The organism is Mesorhizobium sp. M0077, from assembly GCF_040322955.1.
In the GTDB taxonomy this organism is placed as follows: domain Bacteria; phylum Pseudomonadota; class Alphaproteobacteria; order Rhizobiales; family Rhizobiaceae; genus Mesorhizobium.
The window spans coordinates 242,081-268,647 of the sequence record NZ_JAMYUL010000002.1 but is presented as its reverse complement, the minus strand read 5'-3'; the positions used below and the strand labels follow the sequence as shown (position 1 = coordinate 268,647).

The window sequence follows — 26,567 nt, the reverse complement described above, 5'->3', positions numbered from 1 at the left end:
CGTGCGACACGTATGCCTTCGTTGCAACCAGACCGAGTTCCCTGGCAACATTGATTCTGCGCGATTCGATGGCCAGCACTTGACCTTCGCTATTTTTGCTTTACCTAATGGGTTAAGGGTTTTCAGGTGGATATTGAGTATGCAACCACGAAACTGGAGAAACTCTGCCTCAGCAGCAAGGCCTTGGTGAAGGAGTTCGGAACCGTTGTCGCTGGCGCATTCCAGAATCGCCATGCATTCCTTGCCGCAGCGCCGGCGTTGGCCGACGTGCCTACCGACAAGCCGTTCAGGCGTCACCTTTTAGAAGGTGACCGCAAAGGCCAATGGTCCGTGGCGGTGAAGAACGGAACCTGCATCTGTCTGGTGCCGGATCACGACCCGGTGCCAGAGATGGAAAGCGGCGGCATCGACCTCAAGAAGGTCACCAAGGTAAGGATCATTTACGTAGGGGATTACCACTGATGGCAACCGCGACGACCGAGAAGCCGGACTACATCGTTTCCCCAGGCGCAATCCTGGACGAAATCCTGGAAGAGCGCGGGATCGCCAAGCAGGCATTCGCCGAACGATGCGGACGGACGCCTAAGTTCATCAGCGAGATCATTTCGGGAAAAGCTCCGCTCACCGAGGAAACGGCGCTCCATTTCGGCAGGGTCCTCGACATGGAACCGCAGGTCTGGGTCAATCTCGAAAGCAATTACCGATTGAGGCTGGCGGAGCGCCAGGAGGAAGAAGAGTTCGCTCGGCAGTCGGCCTGGGCGAAGAAATTTCCGGTGAGGGACATGGTCCGGTACCGGATGTTCGACACCCCAAAAAGCCCGGCGGAAACAGTTCGATGCATCCTGGACTTCTTCGGGACAGCTTCGATCGCGGCGTGCGACGACATGCTCGCCAGCCGACAGGCTTCGGTGGCCTATCGGCGGTCGCAGTCTTTCCGCGGCCGCCCCGAAGCTGTCATGGCGTGGCTTCATTGGGGGGCGCGCATCGCCGCGGACATTCAATGCTCCGAGTACGATCCCATGAGGTTCAAGGCTTGCCTGAAGCAAGCCCGCTCGTTGACACTGTCCGGACCCGAAGAGATTCAGGCCCGTCTCGGAAAGCTATGCGCCGAGGCGGGTGTCGCTCTCGTGTTCTCCCCGGAGTTGCCGGGCACGAGACTTAGCGGAGCTGCCCGATGGGCGGGAGACACTCCGATCATCCAGCTGAGCCTTCGGCACAAGTCCGACGATCACCTCTGGTTTACGTTCTTTCACGAGGCGGGTCACATCCTACTGCACGGCAAGAAAGGCCTTTTCATCGACGACGACAAAGGTGACATTGACGATCCTAGGGAAGCTGAAGCAAATGAGTTTGCGGCATCGAGCCTGATCCTAAAGCCAATGTGGAAAGCGTTCGTTGCCAATCGATGCTTTGACGAGGCTTCCATCCGAGCGTTTTCCGCGGAATGCGGCATCGCGCCCGGCATTGCAGTCGGGCGCCTTCAATACGAGCGCGTGGTCCCCTACAACACGGCGCTGAACAGGTTGAAGCAGCGGTTCGAGTGGATCGCCTAGACAGACCGGAGGCCCAGCCCTTCGGTCTCGAAGTGCGCGGCCTGGGGAAGGCGGAAGCCGAGGAGCGGGCGCGCTTTTACATCGCGCTGGTAGGCCTCAGCGAATTCACCGGGGCTTACCCGAGGCAGCTTTACGGCGGCATGGCGCAGCGTGTCGGCATTGCCCGCGCTTTGACCGTGCAGCCCGAGATCCTGCTGCTTGACGAACCGCTCGGCGCCCTCGACGCCATGACCAAGATTTCCATGCAGGAGGAACTGGCGCGCGGTCGGCAAGGTTTCGAGCATCTCGGGATGATGCGGCCTTGGTGATCTTGGATCGTGCGCCGGATGCTTGAGGACGATGAAAGGGCGCGGAAAGGTCGCGCCGGCGATTGACTTTTCTACCGAGATCGCTATGGTTTCGGTTGTCGTAAAGAGCATAACGAGCATCGGCCCCTGTTTCAGCGCCCGCTCGCTAGGACGACCAAGTGTGCAGGAAGCTTGTGACAGGACACTTCGGGTGGCTTCCAACCCCTTGAGCTAAGGAAGCGCTTCTACTGTCGAAATTTTAACGAACGCCCATGGAGCCTATGCAGGTTCCCTGGGCGTTTCGCTTTCTGCGGCCTTCTCTAATCAGTCAGCGGCACGTGCGCAAGAATAGAACCTATCCGGGTCCCGTGTGGGTTTCGTTGCGCGAAAGCCGTTACCACCGAATAATGGATATCATCGCCGCGAATCTTGTGCTCGAGGACGGCAATCCCGATTTTTGTGCGGACGACTGTCACCCGCACGTCCCGGATGTGGCCGAACTCGCAATACACTGGCGAGCCGGGGCAGACGATAGCGGCGACGTATTTCGGAACGTCGCCTTCCTCAACGTATCCGCACGCGAGGACCTCCGCTTTGTGTCGCGCCCAGATGTGACGTACTCCAAAGCCGCCCCGCGCGCTGTGGCGCCCGAGTTTTAGGACGACGGGTGCGCCTGGAATTGCCACTCCCCTGACGTTCTTTTCTTCGACCCTCCGGAAATAATACGTGCCGTTTGAAGGATGTTGAATGAGAGTATTCGGCATCTACCCCGTCATGAACTGAAACTGCATCGAGCGCGCCCCTAACATGAGGCATTGAATATTGACAGTGAATGTCACCGGAATCGTCTCCGGCACCACATTCCGGAATCCACCTGGCAACCGATCGCTCAACCCTCGACATACGGAGCGGCATTCGGCAGCAAAAACCGCCATGCCTGAACTCCCACCAATGGTAGGCACACCGATGTCTGGAGCGGGAGGCCCGCATCAGGGAAGCCACGGGACGACATGACCGCAATCGACAGGGTGATCCGCATTTGCGACCGAGCACAAACAGGGATTTTGCGCTCGCGCTGATAGCGTTTTCCCGGGTTGCGTAATCGCAGATTTCCGCGCGTCCGGTCTGACGATGAAGATCACGGAACAAGATGGCGGCCGCGTCATCATTAAGCAAACCGTGTCCTAGTCCGCTGATGCTTGTTTTTTGAGAGCATCACAGGCTGAGTTCAGTCTGTGATGAATCAGACTGACGTCGCGCCTGCTCGGTTCGTCTTGACTACTTGCGATTTGGCCCAGCCATCGAGTCGCCTTTTCGATTTCTTCGATCGCGGTCCTGATGCCTTTGACCTTTTCTACAGCCTGTCTGCGACGCTTTTGAAGGGCATCCTGCCGTTCGGCATTCGACATCGCTACGCCGGTCTTCGGCAGCCGACCACGCCGTTTCGGAGATTGTGCGGGAAATTGGACGTCAATGAGCTTCATGACGATGCGCTCGATGGCTTCGTGTTTCCAGGCTCCCGTTGTGTCGTATTGCCCCGGCGTGATTTTTGCGATGCGATGGGCTTCGAGAATGGCTTCTGTTGCTGTTCCTGAGAATCCTCCGCTCATGAGTGATGCGACGCCTGTAAGCGTGTTCGCGAAGTGTCGGCTGAGAAATGGATCGCTCCGTTTAGCGGCCGGATAATAGGCGAGGATCGGCGCTGTGATCTCGCGAAGCATCGCTTCGTTCGGTTCCGCTGGCGACAGCGACGTCGACTGTGTTGAAGGGGGCCTTTCGCCGAGGGGCTTCGGACCTCCAATTCTTCGCAGGTGTTCAATGATCGCCCTGCCGGTCGGCATTATAATGTTTTCGAAACGCTCCGCTCCGCAGCGGATTTCGTAGACGTTGTGCCTGCCTCCATCGTGCTTGACCTGTCCTTTTCCATTGATGACGTAGGTCTTTCCTTCGAAGTCGATCGTGCGCGTGCCCGTCACTTTTCCCTCATATTTACGTTATTACCGGAATCTCATGTCGGAGCAATTGCGTCAACATGAGGCCGGATCGAAATGCCGACACGGTCGCATCTTGGCTGGAGCGCCATCTGCGCGGGGTCCGCCTGGTGAATCCAAGGGGTCACCGCTAGTCGATCCGCCTCGCTGAGCTTAGGGAAACCCGCTTGCCGACTCAGGTCGCGCAGCAGCTTCTCGTCCAGGTGGCATTCTGCCTCTCGTCGCGTGAGCGCAAGTCAGGGCGTATGCCAAGCAGAGATCGACCAGGGCGTAGCCGTTCCGCAGATGGATGCATGGGGCGCCCGCCGCGAACCACTAGCCGAGCGATCCTTTGACCATCACTTTCACGCAATGGTCTCCACGATCTCATAGCGCTGGATCAGCGGTCCAATCCCATCGTTGAGTAGGGTCAGGACGCTCTGCGCTGTCGGAGCGAGGATTTCAATCCGCTCGATGCGAACCGCACTCCATGAAGGTTCGTCGTCCCCATTCGAGGTGACTTCGCGGCGGAGTTCGATGACGGCCTGCCGCACCTCGTCCAGTTCCGCAAAAAAGAAGCCCGGGGTTCCAGGGTCTTTCCAGCGGCCTTCGTTCGGCTCAACGTCTAGGGAATAGGTATACAAGATCATGGTTCGTTCGCTCCTGCTGTACGCCCTGCCGGATGCTACAATTGCCTGTCCTACCGCCGGAGATCAAATCCCCCGAAACGTCGATCCCAAGCAACACCGAACGAGACAGTCTTCCCGTCTGGGAGGCCGAGGCCGCTCTTCTGCCCAAGAACCCCTGGTGCGTCCCCACGTCCGATTGAATTCCGAGCGCCTCTTTTGCAGCGTTAGGTAGCAAAAGCCACCAACCGTTAAACCCTCCCGGCCCACTTAATATCACCCGATGCAATTCAGGAAAAAGTCGGCACGGGGCCGTGGCTGGCACGCTCTGATCATAGGAGGGCTCACACCTCTTCGCGTACTGAAACTCGCTGAGGGAGGCGACTGTTATGCCGGGCGGAAGACGGATCAATGGCGCTTGAAATTAACATAATCGTGATTATACTAAACGTAATTATGCTAATCGTGATTATGCTAGGGGCGGATGATGAGGTTTGTCGGCAGGGAACGCGAACTTGAACTTATCCGCAAGGAACTTGCCCTTCCGCGGCCATCGTTGATTGTGGCCTATGGCAGGCGGCGGATCGGGAAGTCACGGCTGCTGCGGGAAGCGGTTGACGGGACAAACGAAATCTATTTCCAGGCGACGCGCGTCTCGTCGACCTTGAACCTCGAAGCTTTCAAAGCCGAAACGGCACGTGTCCTTGGAAGCGATCCGCTGCTCCAGGCCATCGAGTCTTGGGAGGGGGTGCTCCACTACGTGGCGGGCGCCGCCGGCAGCGGCCGCCGAGGGCTTGCCGTGATTATCGACGAGTTTCCATATATCGTCGACCAAGAGCAGGCACTGCCTTCGATCCTCCAGAAATTCTGGGATAGCGGTGCTCCTCGGACGGGAAGCCTGAAACTTATCATCTGCGGTTCGGCGATCGCGCAGATGGAAGAACTGCTCGCGGAGCGGAACCCGCTTTATGGCCGCAAGACGATGACGCTTGAGGTGAAACAGCTTCCGTTGCGGGACGCCGCCTTGTTTTTCCCAGACTACGATTCGCGCCAGGCCATCAAGGCCTATGGCATTTTCGGGGGAATCCCCCACTACCTGCAGCTCTGCGACCCGGAGAAGAGCCTCAGGCAAAATGTGGTGGACCTGCTCTTGACGGAAACAGGCGCACTGGTGGACGAACCTATGACGCTGCTCCAAAACGAGCTGCGGGACCCCGGCATGTATTCAAGCATCGTGGCCGCGATCGCGGACGGCTGTACGACATCGAGCGAGATTGCGGGAAGGCTTCGGGTGGATGCTGGGAGCCTGCCTCCGTACATTCAGAAACTTTCGAAGCTAGACCTCGTGAACGTGAACAAGTCTTTGGACGCAAGTGAGAAGGCGAGGAACCGCCGCTATACGCTGAATGACCCCATGATGGCCTTCTGGCACCATTTCGTCCGCCCGAACCTGTCTGCGATCAACAGCGGCTTTGGCGAGCAGGTATTCCAAGACGTGATCGAGTCCAGACTGCCTGAATTCATGGGCGGAGCGTTCGAGCGCATGTGCGTGGATCATGCCCGGGCGAACGCTCAGGAATCTCTCGGTTCTCCCGCGATGGAGGTCGGAAGCGTCTGGGGCCATGCGGACTTTGACATCGACGTTGCGGGTCGGACCCTGAACGGCTCCTTCTTTTACGGCGAATGCAAGTGGCGCTCGGTGGCGATGGATCTTGCGATGCTCGAAACCCTGCGAAATCGTTCGGAGCAGACGACCTATGGCGCAGGGAAAAAAGGCAAGCACTATCTGTTATTCAGCCGCAACGGCTTCCGTGCAGAAGTCGAAGAACTAGCAAAGTCCGACGGTTCGATACACCTGCTGCGACTGGATGACTTGGCCAGGCATCCGCTCCCAAAGACTGCGCCCAATTCGATTTAGAATTTAGACAGGGAAAGCGAGTTTGCTCTTTGACAAATCAGCATCTGAGTTTGGTGGCATTTGCTGACTAATGCTGCTCTTTTGCCGCCGAGGGTCGCTCGCTCCGCCCTCGGTGGGAACCGGAAGCGTAAGCGACACTTCCCAGTTGCTGGCTAGCCAGACAGGGTTCCAGAACAGTTGCCAGGAGGAAGAAGCGTGTTTGGAACAGTGAGCATAAACCCGTTTGAATGCATCGACTTGACCCGGTCCAACTCCGCATCATTCGATCCGAGTCTGAAGCGAAGGACGTACTTATCGATCAATTCCCGGATGTGGCCGACATAGGCGGCTTCTGCTCGTTACCCCTTTATGCGAATGGGAATTGACGCGAGCAGTCTGCCCGGAAACATTTGCTGGCGCGGTCTTGAGCTTCTTGCAATTCCTCCCTAACCTGGAGTTGCTTCGCCCGGAAGGCACGCAAATCTCCTCGGCGGGCGCTTGCCGACCGACAACGGGATGCTCCCGCGCATGTGAGCATAAGTTGGCGCCTGGCGTGCGGAACTGCAATCCGCGCGTGTCTCGACACATGAACACGACAATATGCTCGCCGACAGCAAGGTCTTGCTTGTCCCGCTCCAGGATTGACGGATAGCCGAAGCGTTTCATCACCAGCTTTGGCACTTCCAAAGTTCGCTCTGACGCGCCGATGTCAATGGAGCCGGAGGCGATAGGGCTTTCAGCAGGCTCAGTCGCCAGCGATGCGAGTTGGAGGTAGATGAAAATAATTGCAACGGCACCCTTAATTTCGGGCGCGCGAGTAAGTACATGCCGCTTCACAGCGCCATCTTGGGGGTCGGCCATAAATACGATCTGTGAAACCGAAGAAGACGAGACCCCTTCAACGCTCCCGAACATCTCCGTGAGCGTCCGCGGTTTCGACAACGAGGAAGCCGCGAAGGCATTGGCCCATGCAATGTTGGCGCTTATCCATGAGGTCGGGCGCTATATTGATATCAGCACCATCGACGGTGTTACGATCGCGATGGACTATGACGAGGCCTTGCGGGAGCTCGATCGAGGCGTCGAGGGTCTTGGGCCTGAAGAGCGGACCAATGACGAGGGATTGGTAGGAGTCGGCAAATCCATCGTGGTCAAGCGCGGCGATGCCGTGAAGACGCATTTAGTGTTCTCAGCTGGTCCCGTATGTTGCCTTGCACTTGAGGAGCATGAGCCTGAGGATTTCCGTGTTGCTTTGGCGATCATCGCTCACGAATGCGCACATGTGGCGGAACATGCCGACCGTGAGCGGCAGTTCCCCGGTATCCTTCTGGACCAGACGCCAGCTAGTTACATCCGCCTTTACGAGCAGCAATTCTCCCAAGCCTTTTGGTGTGAATACGCCGTATGCCGAGCATCTGCTCGATTTGCGAGGAACGAGGAGCAGCGGTTCCGGAACAATCTCGCTGTTCGCCTGCAGGACGCGCGCATCAAGGCCCGCGATGCTATCAGATCTTACCGGACCCACGGAGATGTGGAGCGGGTTTTTCAGGAAGTCGGCGTGGTCGTTTTGGAGCCTTTACGCATGGCTTCCTACCTGTTTGGCCATCTTGACGGCATGGCAGAGGAAGAACTCCCCGAGGTTGCGCTGGAGGTCCCGAAGGAGGACCAGGCTTTCGTTTCTGCCGTCACCACCCTCGTGTCACAGTTACGCTCTCTATGGGAAAACCGGGGAAGCTGGGCTAGCCACGATGATATGCTCATTCTGGGTCGGACAGCCTTTGATCTGCTCAGGGAATGCGGTGTGCACGCGCGACCCGAGCCGGACGGACGTGCCTATATCAACGTGCCGTTTACGCCCGACACGTTACCAGGTGCATCAGCTGCGGACCTCCTTGCGGCGCAATGGCAAGGTCGACGTCGCTAGGGAAGCGGGTGGCGCGGCCTAGCCCATAGGGACAATAGCGAGAATGCAGGTGCGGCCTGCTCGCCTAGTTACCTTCTCAGCACCGACTGTTGCGGTCGTCGTGTCCGCTACGCGAATTGTTCCCAAAAGCATCGTAGAATTTCTCGAATGGAGCAAGTCCCGAAAGGACAATGTTTTCGGGGTTCCATCATTCAGGCAGATGTCGCTGCTGCGGAGCAGTCAAAACGGCCCGAAGCCCGCATCCGCTGAACCAATGAACGGCGTTGCGGCGCAATTTCAATCCCGCCTTCCGGTTGCTTTTGAAATCTTCTCGCTCATTTAATTCTACAAAATCGGTAATCTTAATTGAAAGCGCGCATCGAAGGAGAGCCCGAAATGACAAAAAAGCTGGTCGTGGGGATATCGGGCAATCGGACGCGGCCGTCGAAGACCAACGCGTTCATCAGTCATATAGTCGGCGAGGTGGCGGACCACATCGGGGCGACTTCGGGTGTATTCGACATTGAAGACCTCGGTCCCTCGCTCCCCGCCGCACGGAGCATTGGCAATCTCGACCTGACCGCGCGCAGCATCATCGGACAAGTGTTGGGCGCGGATGTGCTGGTGGTCGGCACGCCGACCTTCAAGGGCAGCTATACCGGGCTTTTCAAGCATTTCTTCGATCTGCTCGATCCGGCCTCGCTGCGCGGCAAGCCGGTCATTCTCGCGGCAACGGGCGGCGGAGAGCGGCACTCGCTAATCGTAGAGCATCAGCTGCGGCCGCTGTTCGGCCTCTTCGAGGCGCTGACCATGCCGACGGCGATCTACGCCTCCGACAAGGACTTCGCCAATGGCATGCCGGCGTCGGAGGCCATCCAGGCCCGCGCGCGACAGGCGGTTGCCGAAGTTTCCCGCGTTGTCGGCGCGACCCACGGCGTCGGCCTTGCAGCCTGATGCCCAAGCAGCCGTTTGAACGGAGGACTCAGCCATGACCAGCTCCAGCAGATCCAGAAAGATCAAGCTTGGCGCCTTCCTGCCTGGTGGCGGACAGCATATTGCCGCCTGGCGCCATCCCGACGCGCCGGCCGACGGCGCCACGAGCTTCGAATTCCATAAGCAGCTTGCTTTGACCGCCGAGCGCGGCCTGTTCGACGCTTATTTCCTCGCCGACAATCTGACGGTCGGGCTCGGCGCCCGCGAGGGCGGCAATGCCAAGATCGCCGGTTTCGAACCAGTGACGCTGTTTGCAGCCCTAGCGCCGCTCACCACGCATCTCGGCTTCATCGCCACCGCGTCAACCACCTATGAGGAGCCATATACGCTGGCGCGCAAATTCGCGTCGCTTGATCTGTTGTCCAACGGCCGTGCCGGCTGGAATGTGGTGACCTCGGCCGGCGACGAGACCGCCCAGAACTTCAACCGCGATGTCCAGCCCAACCATGCCGACCGCTATGCCCGGGCGCATGAACATGTCGAGACCGTCAAGGCGCTGTGGGACAGCTGGGAGGACGACGCCTTCATCCGCGACAAGCAGTCGGGCCGCTTCTACGACAAGGACAAGCTGCACGACGTCAATCACAAGGGCGCGCATTTCAGCGTCAAGGGTCCGCTCAACGTGCCGCGCCCTGTGCAGGGGCATCCGGTGGTGGTGCAGGCCGGGCAGTCCGAGGATGGGCGCGGGCTGGCCGCGCATTCGGCCGAGGTGATCTTCACCGCTCATCAAAAGCTCGAGACGGCACAAGAGTTCTACCGCGACATCAAGGCGCGCGTGGCGGGCGTCGGTCGCGATCCCGACCAAGTGCTGATCATGCCTGGCGTGGCACCCTTCGTCGGCCGTACCGAGGAAGAAGCCCGCGCCAAATATGAGCAGTTGACCGGTCTCATCCTGCCCGAGGACGGCGTCGCCTTGCTCAACGCGCTGGCCGGCCAGACGCTCGACATCACCGGCTATCCGCTCGACGGACCGCTGCCACCGAGCAGGGAAACGGAAGGCATGAAGAGCCGTCAGGCGCTGATCCGCCAGATTGCCGACGAGCACAACTTCACGATCCGCCAGCTCTACCAGTGGGTGGCGACGGCGCGAGGCCACTACACAGTCATCGGCAGCGCCACGCAGGTGGCCGATCAACTGGAAGAATGGTTCACCAATGAGGCGGCCGACGGCTTCAACATCCTGCCGCCGTGGCTGCCGGGCGCGCTCGACGATTTTGTCGATTTGGTGATTCCGGAGCTGCAGCGCCGCGGCCTGTTCCGCACGGCTTACCAAGGCCGGACGCTGCGCGAGAACCTCGGCCTCAGGCGGCCGGAGAACCCGTGGACGGTCGCTCGTTCGACTGTGCTGGCTGCCGAATGACCCGTTGAAGCGAAAGGCAAGACGATGACTTTGCAGCACATCGAGCGCTCGGTCGACATAGGCTCCCATCAAGGCGGTAACGGCCTCGGCGCGGAGGCCTTGCGTGCGGCCGCCCGGTCCACGGCGCGGACCCTGTCGCGTTATGGCTTGCTTCTTGGTTTCCTGGCGCTCTGGCAGGTGGCGGCGAGCAGCGGCTTTGTCAACGCAGCAGTGCTGCCGCCGATCGATACGATCTTGGTAGCGCTCTGGAAGGGTCTCGCTGGCGGCAGCCTGCTCGGCGACATCGCCATCAGCCTGCAACGCGCTGGCCTAGCCTTCGTGGCGGCGGTCGTCGTCGCCATTCCGCTCGGCCTGATCATGGGCCAGGTGCGGGCCGTCGAAACGGCGCTCGATCCGATCCTGCAGGTTCTCCGGCAGACCTCAGCGCTGGCACTCTACCCGGTGTTTATCCTGCTGCTCGGCCTGGGCGAGGCCTCCAAGGTGTTCGTCATCTTCTGGGCGACGCTGTTTCCGCTGCTGCTCAACACCATCAGCGGCGTCAAGGAAGTCGATCCGAAGCTGCTCGAGATGGCCCGCGTCTATGGTGCTGCGCGCCTCACCGTGTTCCGCCGTGTCGTGCTTCCGGGCGCCGTTCCCTCGATCTTCGTCGGGCTGAGGCTGAGCGCTACCACGGCGCTGCTGCTGTTGATCGCCTCCGAAATGATCGGCGCCAACAAAGGTATCGGCTTTCAGGTGATGAACGCGCAGTACAACTTCCAGATCCCGCTGATGTTCGCGGCGATCGTCATCCTCGCCAGCCTCGGCCTGATCGCCAACCAGGTTCTGGTTATCCTGCAGCGGCGGCTGTGCCGCTGGAGCAATCCTGTCAACTGAGCAGCCCCTCCTCTCATCCTAGGAAAGACCGGATCATGAAAATCACGCGCCGTTCCCTGCTTGCAAGCGCCCCCGTTGCCGCCGGCATCATCGCCGCCGGCCTGCCCCGTTTCGCTTTTGCGCAAGCCACAGCCGTCAAATTCCGCTACCTCGCCAGCCGCGGCAGCATCTCCCCGCATGAGCTCGCCGACGAGCTCGGCTACTACAAGGACCTCGGTGTCGAGCTGGAGAATGTCGGCTACGCCACCGGCGGCCCGGAATCGTTGTTTGCACTTTCCTCCGGCAGCGTCGATCTCGGTTCGGCAGCCACGGCCGCTGTGATCAACTCGATCTCCGGCGGCAATGACTTCGTCGCTGCCTATCCGAGCAACGGCATCAACAAGGACGTGAAAAGCGTCTTTTACGTGCTCGCGGACAGCCCGATCAAATCGATCGCCGATATTGCCGGCAAGACCATCTCGGTCAACACGCTCGGCGCCCATCTCGACTATACGGTGCGCGAAGCACTGCACAGCGTTGGCCTGTCGCCCGATGCCGCCAACCTCGTCGTCGTGCCTGGTCCACAGCTCGAGCAGACCTTACGCTCGCATCAGGTCGATATTGCTGGGCTCGGCTACTGGCAGGCAACTTTCGCCGGCGCGCTGGTCGCCAATGGCGGCGTGCGCGGCGTGTTCAACGATACGGACGTGCTGGGCGAGCTCGCCGGCGGCTTCGTCGTGCTGCGGCGCGACTTCATCGCCGCCAACCCGGCAGCTGCCCGCCACTTCGTCGAACAGTCTGCCCGCGCCGCCGATTGGTCGAGGCAGAACCCGGACGAAGCGCGCAAGGTGCTCGCCAGTATCCTCGACAAGCGGGGCGAAAATGGCGACCTGGCCCGTTACTGGACCGGCTTTGGTCTGCGCGAAGGGGCACAGGCGACCGATCGCGACATCGACTTCTGGGTCAGCGTACTGGAGCGGGACGGCCGCCTGACCAAGGGCAAACTGAAGGCCGCGGACATTCTGTATCGGCGCGGCGAAACCAAGACGAACTGACAGCTGAGATGGACTGGGGACTGAAATGACTGGCACCAAAGGCGGTGGAGAGGTCTCGATCCGCGACTTGTCGAAATCATTCACACTCGGCGGACGTCAGCTTGCCGTTCTGCGTACGCTCAACCTCGATGTCCGTTCCGGCGAATGCCTGGTCATCGTCGGCGCCAGCGGGTCGGGCAAGACCACGCTGCTGCGCATCCTTGCCGGGCTGGAGGCCGCCGACAGTGGCCGTGTCGCGATCGACGGCAAGCCGGTCGACGGTGTCGGCGCCGAACGGGCGGTGATCTTCCAGGAACCGCGCCTGCTTCCCTGGTTGACCGTACTCGGCAATGTGGCCTTCGGTCTCGAGGTGCGGGGCATCGCGAAGGCGGACGCCGAGGAGAAGGCCCGCTTCTACATCGCGCTCGTCGGTCTCGCCGAATTCGCCGACGCCTTTCCTCGGCAGCTTTCCGGCGGCATGGCCCAGCGCGTCGGCATTGCCCGGGCGTTGACGGTGCAGCCCGAGATCCTGCTGCTCGACGAGCCGCTAGGCGCTCTCGATGCCATGACCAAGATCGGCATGCAAGAAGAACTGGCTCGCATCTGGAGCGAGGAGAACGTCACCATGGTCATGGTCACCCACGATCTGGAAGAGGCGATCTATCTTGCCGACCGGGTGTTGATCCTGCCCAAGGAGAAAGGCGGTGCGGCGCGGTTGATCGACGTCGACCTGCCACGTCCGCGCGACCGCAGCGAAACCAGGTTCGTGCGCTATCGTGAGGAATTGTTGCGCGAGTTCGGCCTGCACTAGCAGCCTGTCGGGCTGGGGCATGCGAAGTGGACTGAGCACACATTGGAACGTGAAGATTTCATGGTTTCAGGACTTCTCTTGAGGAACGGGGAGGGCGGCTGCTGGCTCAGGCTTGGCTGAGGGCGAACATCCGCTTCATGTTCCAGGCCAGGACCACCAGGTTCCACTCGCCTTTCACCTTTTCGAGGCCACCAGCAGGCTGCCCGTCGCCACTGCGGCCTGGACATTGTAGGCCTGCACGAAGCCGCCGCCAGCCACTGGCATGATGCGCGAATCCTCATCCGTCAGATTGACCTGGTCCGTCGGCCCCGGACCCGCCGTGGGCGGCTGCGGCGGCTTGCCACCCGGTTTGCGTCCGGTCTTCTTCGCCTTCTCCTCGCGCGCCTGCAGCTTGGCCTGATGTTCGGCCTGCTCGCGCAAAAACCGCTCCTTGGTCCGTGCCTCGATCGCCGCCTTGGCCGCGGCAATCCGTTGCAGGCGCTGTTCGCGCCGGGCCAGTTCTTCGGGCACCGACATGCCGTCCGGCACGTCCGCCTGATCAGCCGCCTCCGCCAACGCCATCAGTTCCTGAACCTCGGCCCGCAACTGCGCTTCGATCTTGCTCGCAAGCTCATAGGACTGCGCGCTGTGCCGGCTGGTATTGGCGTGTACCTTGGTGCCGTCCAACGCCACCGTGCCCAGCTTGAGCATGCCGGCCTCCCGCGCCAGCGCCAGCACCTCGACAAACAGTTGCTCGATATCGGCAAGAAAGCGCCGCCGGAAAGTGGCGATGGTGTCGTGGTCGGGATGATCGTTGGCCGCAATGAAGCGGAACGCCACCGAATCGTAGGTCGCCCGCTCCAGCTTGCGGCTCGAGAACACCCCGGTGGCGTAGCCGTAGACTAAAAGCCCCAGCAGGACGCTCGGGTGATAGGAGGCCGAGCCCGAGCCGTGTAGGCCTTGACCATCGCCGACAAGTCCAGCTGCTCGATCACTTCCACCACGAAACGCGCCAGATGCCGCTCCGGAAGCCATTCATCCACCGAGGGTGGCAGCAGAAAACCCGTCTGGCGGTCGACCTGGCGAAAATTGTTCATCGTTGCTCCGCTCATCGAGAAGGAATCAATCAATGAAACTGAATCTCATCCGAGCCCTCCGCTCAAGTCCGACAGGCTGCTAGGGCAGGCGGTCATCTGGCGTCGTCCGCCTGGTCGCTGCCCAACGCATCGCGCTGCGCCCGGACCTGCTGGGTCAGGGCATCTTCTCGGCGAAACGAGCCAGATGACAGCGGAAAATCCCGCAAGCATGCAGTACTTTTTCCGCCCGTCGCCGGGCCGATGTCGTCGGAATGCTTCCCTGACGAAGTCTCGAATAGCCCGCTGGTCAACGCCCGAGGATGACTGAAAGCGGCACTGCGACGTAGCCGGGATGTGGCGTTGTGTCGTTGGCCGCGGTCACGATCATAGGGGCTGGCAGCGACTCGTCGATCTTGGCCGGTCCGATACGGTCCCAATCGTAGAGGAAGATGTCCTCGTAGAACTTGGCAATATCACGATCGTAGAAGATCAGGCTGGCGTCGCGGTTGAACCCGGTTCCGGCTGTAGTCCAATTGTGGCTTCCGATAAGTACCGCTTCGCCGTCGATTACGATGCCTTTGGTGTGACAGTTCCTCTGCTTGCGGACCTTGCCTGTGTCGAAGCCGTAGTCCTTGGCATTGCTGATCGTATCGCGGTCTTCCGAGCCGAAAGAACGGAAGATGATGCGGACGTCGAGACCTGCTTTCTGCTGTGCCAAGAGGGCGTCGAGCAGTGCGCGGTAGTTGTCGCCCACGGTCTTGGTGCTGAAACTCTGGTTCTGAAAAAAGATCGTGCGTCTCGCCGACCGGACGAATGGCAGCACTACGTCGATGTAGTTATCGGGCGTAAGGATCGGCTGCACATCGATCTCGCGCGTGTCCGTCATCGGCTGGAAGTAACGCGGCTTCGCCGCCGCTTCGAGCGTGTCGAACGTCAGGTCAGCCGGCACCCACACCAGCGGCTCGTCCATCACCGATTCTGGCGCTCCCTTAGCCTCCTCGAGGTCGCGCAGGATGTGCGCTTCGTAGAGCTGGCTTAGCTCCTTATCTTCAAGCACCACGTGCCATTCACGGTTGTATAGCCTTAGCGCGTTCGCATCGCCCGGATTAGTTAGCGGCGCTACGTCGGGCTGGTTTGAGCTCTGCCAGTTGCCGCTTGACAGCCACATTGCCGAGCGATCGCGCACAGCAACCTTGATATGGTAGGCGGAATCGAAGATGCCCGTCTTGCCCACGCTCGCTGGAGCGAAGTTGAATTTGCTACCCTTTTCGTCGCGAATCTTATCCACGGCTTCGTAATCGGTGAAATCGCCTGCGTGTACCTTGCCGCCCATCTGCAACACGAGAGACATCGTCTCCGCTTTGGTCTTGACCGCGTCGAGAACGCCGCTCACCACGTTGACGGCTCCAAAATCGTACATCGCCACCACCAGTGACTTCGTCGTTGCTGCAAGGAACGGCCCCAGCACGGGCCAGCTTGCGTCGGGTCCGGTATGTAATGTGAACTTTGTCGACGTCTTGCGCCGCGTGAGAGGCAGATCAGGCCGCGGCTTGTAGCTGGTATGCCAGCTCGGCGGTGCCTCGTCCCCGGCACTGAATCCCGTAAGATCAGCCGTCGAGGCAACCGTAACGTCGGTCCGTACGCCGTCGATGTAAGAGGGCAGCGGCATCACCCCGCGGGACTCAAGTGCGCCGAGGTCGATCTTGCGCTTGACCGCGATCACCACCGCGCGCTGGTCGGTGATCTCGCCATTCTCGAAGCGATAGCCCGGTTTGACCGCAACGACATCTTCGCGGTTTGCGAGAAGCGCGCGCGCGGTGCGTATGGCGGCGAGCGTCTTTTCCCTGTCGGGAGGTGGGCTGCCCGGCGGTGGTGCCGCGGTGGTCGAGGCCGAACCGGCGGCAGGAGCTAGTGTAGGGCCGATCGGCGAGGCCGCAGCAAACATCGGCGACGCAGCGCCGTCGATCTCGACTGTAATCCTGAGCGGCACGGTGAAGGTGATCCCACCCCGTCCAGAGCTTGGATTGCCTCCCCCGCTGCTGTTGTCGGCCATGACAAATCCTCCAGTGTTTTCCAGTAGGCCGCGTGCGCGGGCAAGACAGCGCTTGAGCTGGTCAATTGGCACCGCGTCGTTTTCAATGAATTCAATGCCACGATAATGCAGCGCCACCACCTGCCCGGTACCAATGTCTATGACCGGGGAGCCGGAGTTGCCGCCCAACGTCGAGCAAGAATGGGTGATGTTGTCGTCGCCGACGCCGAGCAGGTTGCCCACCGCCACCCGCTTCTTGTCGTAGACGCCACCGAAAATCTTGTTAGCCAGCTGCTGATCCGAGAACCGGATGTCGCTTGCCGGATATCCAACCACGGCCACGGGCAGCTTTGCCCGCGGCGGGTCGTTGGCAAGCTGCAGCTTCACTCGACCGACGGACGACGAGTTCTGCGCGAGCTTTAGAAAGGCGATGTCGGGTAGGTTTTCCGGTGCCACCCAGACGACGCGCTCAACTGCCACAGGATCGGAAACTGTGTTCCCGTATTCCTGGAGGAAGTCGATGTCGGCGCCGATCGGCGTGCGCGCGTCGAAGCCGAGTTTGAAGGTGAAGCCTGCCCCGCTAGTTTCCGCAAAGAGGTTGGCAACATGCCGGTTGGTGACCACCAGACCGTCGTCGATAACCCAGGCCGTGCCAACAAACGGGTTGTCGAAATTGCTCACGTCGACGCGACCGATCGAAGCCATGCTGCGATTGAGCAGCGGCGCGTTGGTTGTCAGAATCTGTCGCCAAGCCGTCGCCTCGGCGCGGGCGCTGTCGATGTCGATGGTGTTATTCTGGACGAGGAAGACCGGCGTGCCCACGGCGAATACGATGGTTTCGTCATTGGTGATCGGCGGCGGAGGCCGCATTGGTGCGCCACCCGCCCCGCTGGGCGGTGGTAGGCCTGGAGGATGGGGCGCCCCGCCGCCAGCCGGCTCCACACCCTCATCGATCGGCTGCGGCGCGGCCTGCGACACGCGGCCATAGCGAGCGTTCATCGCCTTGGTGGCATCGGCCACCCATACAGAATTCTCCGCGTGTCTCTGCACTTCGCCGATATTGGCCAGGACTTCCGGCGAGCTCGCGTCGGCGATTTGCTTCGCTATGGTGCGCAGGCGTTGCGAGTCAGCGACTGTCATTTTGTACGCTCCACCAAAATCTTACGGTGATATCCTGGCAAATGTAACGAGGAGTATGCGACTGAAGCTATGTTAGTCGGCGTATATTACGATCAGTATTCTATAGGAAAACATTTGTTGCTATCCTACATAAAACCAATGCAGACGATATCTGAAGTTTTAGATCAATACCAGCCGCTTTGCGTGCTTCACCCAAAGTCTAAACGTTGAGAGGCCCGTCAGACCCGGCCCACTACAGCATACGTCTACAACGGACTAGAAGAGACCGTAAGGCCTACCCACGTAATGCGCGTGGGAACGCGCTACCTTGCGGGATGTCGAGGCTTTAGTCGCCCTGCTGACCACTTTATCAAAGCGCCCCACGAAATCGGCGCGGGAGAGGTAACTCCGGGTTTCAAGCGTCAGGAACGTGCACGTGACCGTAAGTCGCCAGCTGGCCGTTGTGTCGACGAACCGCCAGATCACCTCGTCGGGAGCCGCGACCGCTCCAGCGTGCTCATTGAAGGCGACGGTCTTCATGACCTCGTCGCGTAGGATCTGCCGTCGCGTCGGTATGCCTCTACCAACAGGGCAAACGCCGTCTCATAGGATAACCTAACACAGAAGGGCTGGACGGCGGCGGGTTGATATGATGCCTGCCAAAGCAATAAGCGCGATGCCCAATATCGATGCCGCATCCAAGCGTTCGGAGAACAGGACCACGCCCCACAAAACCGCAAAGGCCAGATATGAGAAATCCCAGGTTGAGATGACCGAAGGCGGCCCGAGCTGATAGGCGAATGCCGTTCCGACGCTGCCGATCAGCATGGTCAAGCTCAAAAGCATGACCAATCCCCATTGGAACCAGCCCATCGCGATCCACTCACCGAGGAAACGGCTTCCGGTAGCGTCTAAAGCTTCGGCCGTGCCGCCGAACCCGGCTACGCAGGTGACGGCACCACCGAGGCCAACAGCAATCAGATTGAATGTCAGGGCTAGGACCAGGGGATGCTCGCCGCGGCTCTTCGTGCGAGTGACGACCACCCCGAGAGCGTAGAGCATCGCCGATGTCAGCGGCAGCAAGGCAAAGATGTTCAGATCCCCGGTTTGTGGCTTGAGCATGAGAAGCACGCCCCCAAAACCGATCCCGACCCCGGTCCAGCCCTGAACACCGACGGGCTCCCTGAGCCAGGCCGCAGCGAACAGGGTTGTGAAGAGCGGGATCGTATAATAGACGGCAGCGGCCGTAGAGAAGTCGAGCCGTGGCAGCGAGGCATAGTAGAGCAGCAGGCTGACCAGGAGCAGACTGCTTCGCAGGATCGCCCAGGCAGGAAAAACCGGGCGTAGCGGGACCTGCGGGTAGCGCAGCCTGAGGATCAGAACCACGAGAGGAACCGTGATGCCGCATCGCAGAAAGATGAACTGCAATAACGGCATATCGGAAATCGTCACCTTGATGATAGCATCGGCGATTGAGAGCGTGAGGTCGGTGAAGACCATCGCCATGATGGCAAGCCCTACCTGATCCTCCTTTGCGACAGCCTGATTTGTCGTCACAGGATAGCCCCGATCACGTCCTGACACCCGCATCGGGAAACATCCATCGCATGTACATGCGATGGAATTGTCGAACCGTGTCCTCACTAAAATTGCCGTTCAGCGAATCGAGGACATAATAGCCCATGTCGAAGCCGCGCTGGAACATCCCTTTTTGCACACTGCGGCAGATTTGCCGGTCCTCCTCGTTCAGAACGTCTAACCCCCATTTCGAGCGCGCGGCTTCCCGCTCCTTCGAGATGTTGTCGGGCGTGAGCGTCACGAACCGCCGTATGGAAGTTTCGGCCGAGACGGGCTCGACCCACGAGACCGAAAAGTTCTTCGTGCCCGGAAAGATCGAGAAGATGATGTTGGGGAAGAGGAGCCAGAAATGTCCGTCAACGGCATCCTCCTCCAGATTAATCGGATAGGCGGCGCTGGTCTCTTTCCCGCCGGAAGGGACGAACTGATAGATGAAATTATCGTGCAGAGTGAAAGTCGAGCGTTTTGCGTCCATCATGTCGCAAAAGCTCTTGTGGGCAGTCTCGCAGTGGTAGCATTCGAGATAGTTGTCGATCGCGATCTTCCAGTTACACTCGTAGTCGCCCCCGAAATAGCCGACGCCTTCACGCACCTTGTAGCCGCTCAGGTCGGGGATGACGCTGGCGATGCTTGCTGCCAGCTCGGCAGTATAGTCTGAGAACGGGGCGGCGCCCGCGTCGAGGTTCACGAAGACAAAACCCGCGATAAAACCCACTTGGACAGGCTTCAGACAGATGGCCGAACGCACGAATTTCTTGTCCTGGCCACTTTCCCTAGCTGCTACCAGCCGCCCGGTAAGGTCGTAGCTCCAATCATGATACGGACAGGTGATGACCTTCTTCTCACCGCGGCCTTCCAGCAGTAGATGTCCGCGGTGAGCACAGACGTTGAAGAAAGCCCGGATCTGCCCGTCCTGTTCGCAAACCACGAACACGCGCTGATCAAAGATTTGCAGCGTAACGAATGCGCCTTTCTCCAACAGGGCGCTTTCATGGCAAGCGTAGTGCCAGCTTTTCATGAAGATGCCCTGTTTCTCGGCCTCAAAAATGGCGGGATCGGCGTAGAAACTACCCGGCAACGTTCTCGAATGGGCCACTTCCTGGGGTGGGTACGGAACATCGATCTTCATGGCAAAAGCCCTCTGGTCAGCTGCGTATTAAACATCGGCAGGCCGATCTCCGAAGCAAAGCTTTCTACCTCCTTGGAAGCCGCCGCCAACCGATAAGCGGGTATTGAACGCCGGACTCTGTTGAGGAGCTGACGTCGGGTGAATCTGTATTGGCACGGACTGCCGCAAGCCCCTTCGCCGCAGCATACTCGTAGGGAGCTGGATCAGCCGACGAGGTAATAGGATGAAGACCGCTGGGCAGCTTTGCGATTAGCAGACCATTACTCCATGACCTTCAACCAAGATGAGCGCTGTTTTTTGCTGTTGGCCTCGTCTCCTTTGCCTGCTGTGTGGCCGGATGAGCGTAGGTTGGCATTCAACTCAATCTGTGAGTAATGTCTCCAGGCGCTAGGAGCCTACGATCTTTGCCAACATCCCTATCCCCCTCGGGAAATGCCTAGGGTTTCGTTGGAGATAAGGTGCGTAGAATGCTGACGCGAGCAGCGGATGATCCGGAGGCAACTTGGGGAAGCCCCCGACTGTTTTTCGACAATTTGCTGCCGAACAAAGACAGGCTGATACCCCGATGCACTCGATCTCCGAGGTGGCATAATCCCACGTCACCTCGACATCAGGCGAGATTTCCCGAATTGCAATGAAACTATAGGCTCCGAATCGGTTAGGCACGATGGCGAGATTGGGATCACAAGAGTGATTCGAGAATATCGTCGGCTCCTCAAAGAGCGCATGAACATTCCAATCCATTTGAATTGTATATATTGCCCTAGCTTTCTCCATGCGTTGGACTAGCCCAATCATAACGATCTCGCCGGGCAAGAAATGACGAGCGGCGAACACGCCGCGTCCTCTCTCGTCGCCCGTGTCGCGGACCGTCACGTTGCGGACATTGATTCTCCTGGCACAGCCAACATCGTCTGATAAGATAGAGGCGCATTTCTTTGCGCGTGGATTCGGCACGACGCGATTCTTCCATGATGACACTTCAACTGTAAGCGCTATTTTCGCTGCACGTTGACGCGAGCGCTTTCGACGGATGGCCTTCGAATCGGGAACGGTATCTGGTCTGATCAGGCTGCTGTTGCTTTGGCGAAGTTGAAGGGCAGCAGATCCTCGATGGCTGCGTTCTCGGGGCGCTGAGGTAGTTCAGTGAGGACGTGGCGCAGCCACGCTAACGGCTCGACGCCACAGGCGCGGCAGGTCAACATCAGGCTGTAGATGACGGCGCTGGCCCTGGCTCCGTCGACGGTATCGCTGAACAGCCAACTTTTCCGGCCAGTGGCAAAGATTCTGATGTCACGCTCGAGAAGATTGTTGTCGATCGGCATGCTGCCGTCCTCGGTGTAACGAGTCAGATATCCCCATTGGTTCAGGGTGTAGGAGACGGCGTCGCCGAGCTTGCTGTCCGGCAAGACTTTTGGGGCGATGTCGTCGAGCCATGCCTTGAGAGCATGGAGGATCGGGACACTATGTTGCTGGCGGAAGTGGCGAATGCAGTGATCTCGCGTTTCGCCGTCATCGGGGATTTCGTTCCGCGCCTGCCTTTCAACCCGATAGAGCTGTTCAAAGAACCGGAGCGCCTGTTCCGGCGGGCCGCCGCCTTTCTTCCTCGCCTTTAGGGCATCGACGAAGCGCCGCCTGGAATGGGCCATGCAGCCAAGATGCGTTGCCCCTTCCAGCGTGCGCCAGGCGGAATAACCGTCACTCATCACGATGCCGCGGTAATCGCCCAAGAAGGTCTGCGGGTGTATCTGGCCGCGACCCGGCTGATAATCGAGCAGCACGATCGGCTCGTCACTGTCGTGGCCGCTCCGGTATGCCCACATGTACGAGGTGCTGGTGGCCTCTCTGTCCATTTCCTTCAGCACCTGGACCGTGGTCTCGTCGCCATGGATGAGGGGCTGCGATCTGAGCCGCAGCTTCAGCACGTCATAGATGCGGGCGAGATGCTTTTCGCTCGAGCCGATCACCCAGTGACCCAGAGCGCCACGGCTGACAGGAACGCCCGCGCGCTCGAAGGCCTGCGCCAGGCGGTAGAGCGGTGTGCCGTCGACGTATTTGTGAACGAGCGCGAAGGCCAGCGTCGAAGCCGTGGCGATGCTGCCAGGCAAGGGTTGCGCGGGCATCGGCGCGGTCACGACCGGCGTGTTGATGCCGGTACGGTCGCAATGACGGCAAGCATATTTGAACCGCACATTCTGCAGGACCTTCGCCTTCACCTCGATATGAAGTTGCTCGGTAACGGCCTCGCCCATGCGATGCATCTGGTGACGGCAGCAAGGACAAGCCTTCTGATCGTCGGGAAGGTCATACTCGACGCGCTCGCGCGGCAGGTTTTCCGGCAAGGCCTTGCGGCCGCGCTTCTTTCCCGTCGCCCCTTCGCTCGCCGGCAAGCCCGTGTCCGGCAGGACAACGACGCCGCCATCTTCGTTGTCGGCGGCGTCCTCATCCGCGGCCTGTTCGGCTTCATTGAAGAGGCGGTCAATGTGCTTTTCACTGCGCGGCGCAAAACGATGCAGTCGTGCAAGCGCCAGCTCTTCCTCGAGTTTGACGACGCGTTCGGTGAGTTGACGGTTCTGCGCCTGCAGCGCAGCAATACGCGCCATCAACGCTTCAACAGTCGGTTCGCCGGGTCGATTCATCAGATTCTTGAATCGAAAGCATGCCGCCGCGTCAACCGCTCAATTCGAGAGCCCTCAACCGGCAACCTGATATTGCCGCACCGGATGGCGGACCATCGCATCGATGTCGATGCCGTCGAGGATCCAGTGCAATTGCTCGGTCGTAAGCGTGACCACCGCTGCCTCCCGGCGCGGCCACCGGAACTTGTCCTCGGTCAGCCGCTTCATTACCAGCACAAAGCCCGACCGATCGAAGAACAGGAGCTTCATCCGGTCGCGACGGCGATTGCAGAACGCAAAAACCGCCGGAGCAAACGGATCGAGCGCCATCGTCTCTTGGACCAGAACCGCAAGGCTGTTGATGCCGGCCCGGAAGTCGATCGGCTCGCGGTGCAGGTAGACTTTCAGGTCAGCGCCCAGTCTGAACATGACCCAGTGCTCCGATGGTCGCCGTCAACGCATCCACATCACCGCATTCCAGCGTCAACTTCACGCCGTTCGGCAGCGACGCGCTCACCTTGGCTGGAGAGGAAAAAGGCGCTGTCCTTTTCGATGCCGACCTACGTGCCCCATCGCAAGTCCCCGGCAAATCCACCGCAGCCATGCTGCTCTGTCGCAGCAAGGCCCGATCGGAAGTGCTTTCAATCTGAACCGGGATGAACGCCGATGGTGGGGGCTGTGGGAGGGACTGGGTCTCCGCCCGCTTCTTTATCCACTTCCGAAGAAGGTTCGCATTGACCCCATGTTCGAGCGCAAGCCTCGATACCGACACGCCAGGCTCAAGACAGGCCGAGACAAGACGGTCCTTCGATGCCGGGTCGTATCGGCGTCGCCCGTCCCGACCGACAAGCCTCACCCGCAGTTTCTGCTCATCTTCTTCCATCACAAGGTGTCCACCTATTTTGGTGGACACCTCATGCATCAGAGCACTCAACAGCAAAAGGTGCGGGGAAATTCGCGCTTACCTTCAACTGGGCGCTGATCTGCTCTTATGAGACGGTCAGTTCCCTTATAAAAAATGCATCAAGATCCGTGCCAATTTATCCGCTCGCCCTGAAGAGGATCTTTTCGCCGCTTTCAGCTATTTTGGTTGAGGCAGGGCCAGCTTAACGACATGGCGAACGGTGGAAACGCGACAATCAATGTCGGAAAGCGGCGATCGTACAGTCCGCCACGCCGCTCCCGCTGTTTCGCTATTAGGATCGCGGGAACGAATCCTCGAACAAAGCGGTTCGTTGCGCACGGGAATCTCAAGTAGGGCCGTCCATGAAATCGGCCGCTCAGTCGGATAAAGAACTCACGGCTTCCCGCGGCAATTAATGACAAAACATCATTTAGGTTCATAGTTTTACTAGCTGCTTGCCGAAGTTCTCGCCATTCAACAAGCGGACAAAGGCATACGGCACCGATTCGATCCCTTCAGCGATGTCTTCTCTTGTCTCAAGAAGCCCCTGTTTATACCAGGATAGAAGGTCGGCCTTTGCTGTCTCAAATTCGTTTTCATGGTCATCAAGCAAAAAACCCTCGATCCGAGCGCGGGTGATCAGGGTTTTCCGGAGATGCCGCAAACCGATATCCTGTTGATCGAAACGATCAGCCAAAGCAACCGTTCCGACCACGATAACTCGACCGAACGTATTTAGATTTAACATTGCCGCATCATGTATCGGTCCCGCGGTATTATCGATAAAAACGTCCACTCCGTTCGGGCATGCAGCGGCGACATCGGCCACCAAGTCAGTGGACGTTCGGTGGTTGACGCCTTCGCGATACCCAAGTTTTTTGCACCACTCGAGTTTTGCGTCCGTGCCTGCAACAGCAACCGGATCAAGCCCCTTGATCCGCGCGATTTGGCCCGCAATCTGCCCCACGCCACCAGAGGCCGCCGATATCAAAACTGTTTCGCCTTTTTTCGGATTGCCGGTCTTGAGTAGCGAGAAATACGCGGTCAGACCTGGCATCCCTAGGTAGCTGAGCGAGGCTTGCATTGGGGCGTCGGTAACGGTCACAAGCTTGGCTGACGAGGCAGGAACGGTAGTAAGAGGCTGCCATCCAAAATAGTCACTCATGACGATATCACCGGGTTTGAAATCGGGAGATTCCGATGAGATCACTTCCCCGATTCCACCTCCCGACATCAGCTCTCCCAATCCGAAGCCAGCGGCGTAATTTTTTGCCCGACTGATCCTACCGCGCATGTACGGATCCACCGAAAGCCACAGGGTTTTGAGTAGCAGTTCTCCGTTTGCGGGTTCCAGAATCGGGCGATCTTCCAGCGTCCAACTGCCGACCGTCGGCATTCCCGACGGATAACTCCGTAGTACCCAGCTAGGATTTTTGGCCATGGCGGTCCTCCTTACGAGTACAGGTGCCCCGATGTCTCGGCCGGTTCCGCCACTCAAACCCTGATGGCCGAACCGCCTTTCTTCTTGATGCAATAGGTCGCATCCCGTGATAATGGGCAACTTGGAGAAACATTGTTTTACATTATGAAAGAGTGGCTGATGGATATGGTGGCGGCAATGCGCATCGCTGTCGAAGTTGCGCGCCTTGGAAGTTTCACCGCAGCAAGCCGGGAGTTAAGGCTTTCCGCGCCGTCAGTGAGTCGAATTATGGCTGAGCTGGAGGCCGATTTAGGGGTGCGTCTTTTCAACCGTACCACCCGTCAACTCAATCTAACCGATGCCGGCCTGGACTTTGTGGAAAAAAGTTCCGGCATACTTGAGCAGCTCGATAACATGCGGAGCGTGGTTCGCGAGCGCCACGACACCCCGCGCGGGCAATTGCGCGTGTCGTGCGTTACGGCGTTCGGCAACGAATGCCTAGCGCCAGCCTTGCCTGAGTTTTTGCAAAGGTTTCCCCAGCTAGGCATCTCACTGGATGTCGGCAACCGCTTGGTTGATCTTATCGAAGAGCATTACGATGTTGCAATTCGAGTTGGTCCATTAAGCGATTCATCTATGATTGCGCAGAAGATATCTACGCAAAGGATAATATTTGTCGCCTCTCCCGAATTCTGTCGAAGGTTTGGGATGCCCAAATCGCTCGACGAAATCAGAAGCTATCCATCGGTCTCGCAAGTCAGCGGAGAATGGGGGCGAACACACCAGTTTAGACATTTGGGTGAAATCATCGATTTCGAAGTTCTGCAACACTTTGCAATGAACTCCGCACAGGCAGTGAAAAATGCGTGCCTGACCGGATACGGCTATTCATTGCTACCGGATTTTTTGATTACAGACGACATTGCAGAAAACCGTCTGGTGCAGCTGCTGCCAAACTACGGACCCGTGGAGCAACCAATCTACGCCTTTTATGCGCAACGGCGCCATACACCGCAGAAGATACGAGTGTTCATTGACTACTTGACTGAGGTTTTCGGTAGTTGAACACTTGAATGCTGCCAGTATCGTTCTTGTCCCAACTGTTGTGCAGGCCCCCGAGTTCGGGCGAGCGCCCAGCGACGACATCAGCCGCACCTCGAAAAATCAGCCTCAGCCAGGCAGCCATGGGATGGAACTTCATGGCGCAGCCCGCCGGCTGCTGGATTGTGATCCCGATTAAACTGGACGGGCTCTAGTAATTTCTTGCCGCAAAAAGGCGAACTGTGAGAGAGTCCTGATGCGGCTCCGGTGTAGACCCGCCCGGTGTTATTCAAATTTCCTTTTGTACAACTCCGGCCCCGTAAACGGGGAGAAATGCCCGGCAGGGCGATGAGGGGCAACGCAAACCTGAAACGTTGCCGTATGG

The 26,567-nt window shown here is 59.1% G+C and carries 22 protein-coding genes and 2 pseudogenes; 11 read left to right on the top strand and 13 right to left on the bottom strand.

The genetic code is table 11. The features are described from left to right. Window positions 1-126 precede the first annotated feature (126 nt). The 3 genes and pseudogenes from NKJ57_RS05470 to NKJ57_RS05460 form a co-directional block, all read left to right on the top strand. Window positions 127-462: a system killer suppression protein gene (locus tag NKJ57_RS05470; protein WP_352511190.1), complete on the top strand. Its 336-nt coding sequence runs from the start codon at window positions 127-129 to the stop codon at window positions 460-462. Next, window positions 462-1,553: a HigA family addiction module antitoxin gene (locus tag NKJ57_RS05465; protein WP_352511188.1), complete on the top strand. Its 1,092-nt coding sequence runs from the start codon at window positions 462-464 to the stop codon at window positions 1,551-1,553. The genes NKJ57_RS05470 and NKJ57_RS05465 overlap by 1 nt, the downstream gene beginning before the upstream one ends. Before the next feature lie 20 nt (window positions 1,554-1,573). Further along, window positions 1,574-1,816, top strand: a pseudogene (locus NKJ57_RS05460) (ATP-binding cassette domain-containing protein); the annotation flags it as partial. 344 nt (window positions 1,817-2,160) lie between these two features. On the opposite strand, the gene NKJ57_RS05455 reads toward NKJ57_RS05460, so the two are convergent. The 3 genes from NKJ57_RS05455 to NKJ57_RS05445 all read right to left on the bottom strand — a co-directional run bounded on the left by NKJ57_RS05455 (window position 2,161) and on the right by NKJ57_RS05445 (window position 4,460). Then, the gene (locus NKJ57_RS05455) at window positions 2,161-2,604 is read right to left on the bottom strand and encodes a hypothetical protein (protein WP_352511187.1); all 444 of its coding nucleotides are present in this window, start codon (window positions 2,602-2,604) and stop codon (window positions 2,161-2,163) included. Window positions 2,605-3,024: 420 nt separating this feature from the next. Continuing rightward, the gene (locus NKJ57_RS05450; RefSeq protein ID WP_352511186.1) at window positions 3,025-3,816 is read right to left on the bottom strand and encodes a hypothetical protein; all 792 of its coding nucleotides are present in this window, start codon (window positions 3,814-3,816) and stop codon (window positions 3,025-3,027) included. A 359-nt stretch (window positions 3,817-4,175) separates the two neighbouring features. Continuing rightward, window positions 4,176-4,460, bottom strand: a complete 285-nt coding sequence (locus tag NKJ57_RS05445; RefSeq protein WP_352511184.1) for a hypothetical protein — start codon at window positions 4,458-4,460, stop codon at window positions 4,176-4,178. A gap of 463 nt (window positions 4,461-4,923) precedes the next feature. Here NKJ57_RS05445 and NKJ57_RS05440 point away from each other — a divergent pair, with 463 nt between their 5' ends. Then, window positions 4,924-6,354, top strand: coding sequence for an ATP-binding protein (locus NKJ57_RS05440; protein WP_352511183.1), 1,431 nt, complete (start codon window positions 4,924-4,926; stop codon window positions 6,352-6,354). Between the two features lie 291 nt (window positions 6,355-6,645). Here the strand turns inward: NKJ57_RS05440 and NKJ57_RS05435 are convergent, their stop codons facing one another. Next, a complete protein-coding gene (locus NKJ57_RS05435; protein ID WP_352511182.1) occupies window positions 6,646-7,194 on the bottom strand; it encodes a hypothetical protein in 549 nt (182 codons plus the stop codon). A gap of 58 nt (window positions 7,195-7,252) precedes the next feature. On the opposite strand from NKJ57_RS05435, the gene NKJ57_RS05430 reads away from it, so the two are divergent. From NKJ57_RS05430 to NKJ57_RS05405, 6 genes are all read left to right on the top strand, one after another. Further along, window positions 7,253-8,257: a hypothetical protein gene (locus NKJ57_RS05430; protein ID WP_352511181.1), complete on the top strand. Its 1,005-nt coding sequence runs from the start codon at window positions 7,253-7,255 to the stop codon at window positions 8,255-8,257. Window positions 8,258-8,632: 375 nt separating this feature from the next. Next, window positions 8,633-9,190 (top strand): FMN reductase, encoded by a 558-nt coding sequence (gene msuE, locus NKJ57_RS05425; RefSeq protein ID WP_352511180.1) that lies wholly within the window; start codon window positions 8,633-8,635, stop codon window positions 9,188-9,190. A 34-nt stretch (window positions 9,191-9,224) separates the two neighbouring features. Beyond that, the gene (locus NKJ57_RS05420) at window positions 9,225-10,589 is read left to right on the top strand and encodes an LLM class flavin-dependent oxidoreductase (protein ID WP_352511178.1); all 1,365 of its coding nucleotides are present in this window, start codon (window positions 9,225-9,227) and stop codon (window positions 10,587-10,589) included. 24 nt (window positions 10,590-10,613) lie between these two features. Then, complete coding sequence (locus NKJ57_RS05415) at window positions 10,614-11,462, top strand: ABC transporter permease (protein ID WP_352511176.1); 849 nt, start codon at window positions 10,614-10,616, stop codon at window positions 11,460-11,462. A 35-nt stretch (window positions 11,463-11,497) separates the two neighbouring features. Continuing rightward, window positions 11,498-12,496 carry an ABC transporter substrate-binding protein gene (locus NKJ57_RS05410; RefSeq protein WP_352511174.1) on the top strand — a complete coding sequence of 333 codons (999 nt, stop codon included), beginning with the start codon at window positions 11,498-11,500 and terminating at the stop codon, window positions 12,494-12,496. 25 nt (window positions 12,497-12,521) lie between these two features. After that, window positions 12,522-13,286, top strand: a complete 765-nt coding sequence (locus tag NKJ57_RS05405; protein WP_352511172.1) for an ABC transporter ATP-binding protein — start codon at window positions 12,522-12,524, stop codon at window positions 13,284-13,286. Between the two features lie 189 nt (window positions 13,287-13,475). Here the strand turns inward: NKJ57_RS05405 and NKJ57_RS05400 are convergent. The 9 genes and pseudogenes from NKJ57_RS05400 to NKJ57_RS05360 form a co-directional block, all read right to left on the bottom strand. Further along, window positions 13,476-14,362: pseudogene (locus NKJ57_RS05400) on the bottom strand (transposase); the annotation flags it as partial. Window positions 14,363-14,648: 286 nt separating this feature from the next. Then, window positions 14,649-17,513, bottom strand: a complete 2,865-nt coding sequence (locus NKJ57_RS05395; RefSeq protein WP_352511170.1) for a phospholipase D-like domain-containing protein — start codon at window positions 17,511-17,513, stop codon at window positions 14,649-14,651. A gap of 594 nt (window positions 17,514-18,107) precedes the next feature. Then, a complete protein-coding gene (locus tag NKJ57_RS05390; RefSeq protein ID WP_352511169.1) occupies window positions 18,108-19,049 on the bottom strand; it encodes a DMT family transporter in 942 nt (313 codons plus the stop codon). A gap of 13 nt (window positions 19,050-19,062) precedes the next feature. Further along, window positions 19,063-20,199, bottom strand: coding sequence for an aromatic ring-hydroxylating oxygenase subunit alpha (locus tag NKJ57_RS05385; RefSeq protein ID WP_352511168.1), 1,137 nt, complete (start codon window positions 20,197-20,199; stop codon window positions 19,063-19,065). A gap of 387 nt (window positions 20,200-20,586) precedes the next feature. Continuing rightward, window positions 20,587-21,036, bottom strand: a complete 450-nt coding sequence (locus NKJ57_RS05380) for an SET domain-containing protein-lysine N-methyltransferase (protein ID WP_352511393.1) — start codon at window positions 21,034-21,036, stop codon at window positions 20,587-20,589. Window positions 21,037-21,266: 230 nt separating this feature from the next. Then, on the bottom strand, window positions 21,267-22,838 hold the full coding sequence (gene tnpC, locus NKJ57_RS05375; RefSeq protein ID WP_352493672.1) for an IS66 family transposase: 1,572 nt from the start codon (window positions 22,836-22,838) through the stop codon (window positions 21,267-21,269). Between the two features lie 54 nt (window positions 22,839-22,892). Next, window positions 22,893-23,246 carry an IS66 family insertion sequence element accessory protein TnpB gene (gene tnpB / locus NKJ57_RS05370; protein ID WP_352469379.1) on the bottom strand — a complete coding sequence of 118 codons (354 nt, stop codon included), beginning with the start codon at window positions 23,244-23,246 and terminating at the stop codon, window positions 22,893-22,895. After that, window positions 23,227-23,700: an IS66-like element accessory protein TnpA gene (gene tnpA, locus NKJ57_RS05365; protein ID WP_352453912.1), complete on the bottom strand. Its 474-nt coding sequence runs from the start codon at window positions 23,698-23,700 to the stop codon at window positions 23,227-23,229. Before tnpA ends, tnpB begins: the two co-directional genes overlap by 20 nt. 457 nt (window positions 23,701-24,157) lie before the next feature. Continuing rightward, entirely contained in the window at window positions 24,158-25,162 is a 1,005-nt protein-coding gene (locus NKJ57_RS05360; protein ID WP_352511167.1) for an NADP-dependent oxidoreductase, read from the bottom strand. Between the two features lie 132 nt (window positions 25,163-25,294). On the opposite strand from NKJ57_RS05360, the gene NKJ57_RS05355 reads away from it, so the two are divergent. Next, window positions 25,295-26,206, top strand: a complete 912-nt coding sequence (locus tag NKJ57_RS05355; RefSeq protein WP_352511165.1) for a LysR family transcriptional regulator — start codon at window positions 25,295-25,297, stop codon at window positions 26,204-26,206. The last annotated feature ends 361 nt before the right edge of the window (window positions 26,207-26,567 follow it).